The sequence below is a fragment of the Halomonas sp. PBN3 genome (assembly GCF_000475415.1).
In the GTDB taxonomy this organism is placed as follows: domain Bacteria; phylum Pseudomonadota; class Gammaproteobacteria; order Pseudomonadales; family Halomonadaceae; genus Halomonas; species Halomonas shengliensis.
The window spans coordinates 1-531 of sequence record NZ_AXCA01000108.1; the positions used below are offsets into that span (position 1 = coordinate 1).

Here is a 531-nt window from a genome sequence, read left to right on the forward strand (position 1 = left end):
CCTTGCTCCTTGCTCCTTGCTACTCGGGCGAAGCCCGGTCGCCCAGCGGATCCATCCCCGCCTCGCGCAGCAGCGCGCAGAGGCGGATCAGCGGCAAGCCGATCAGGGTGTTGGGGTCGTCGCCCTCGAGGCGCTCGAAGAGGGTGATGCCGAGCCCCTCCATGCGGAAGCTGCCGGCACTCTCCAGCGGCTGCTCACGCGCCACGTAGTGGGCGATCTCCGCCTCGCTCAGGGCGCGGAACACCACGTCGTAGGTCTCGTGACAGACCCGGTGCTCGCCGCGGCGGGTGTCGACCAGCGCCAGGCCGGTGAGGAAGCGTACCCGGTTGCCCGAGAAGCGTGCCAGCTGCGTGCGGGCGGCGGCGAGGTCGGCGGGTTTACCGAGGATCTCGCCGTCGAACAGCGCCACCTGATCGGAGCCGATGATCAGGTGGTGGGGCCAGGCCTCGGCGACCCGGTTCGCCTTGGTCAGCGCCAGGCGGTGAACCAGGGCACCGGGCGACTCGCCGGGGTGCGGGGTCTCGTCGATGT

General features: G+C 70.8%; 1 protein-coding gene. It reads right to left on the bottom strand.

Annotation, left to right across the window (positions count from 1 at the left end; translation table 11 throughout):
• Positions 1-19: 19 nt before the first annotated feature.
• Positions 20-531 (bottom strand): Maf family protein (locus tag Q673_RS23930; RefSeq protein WP_023005189.1); only part of this gene is annotated, 512 nt, incomplete at its 5' end.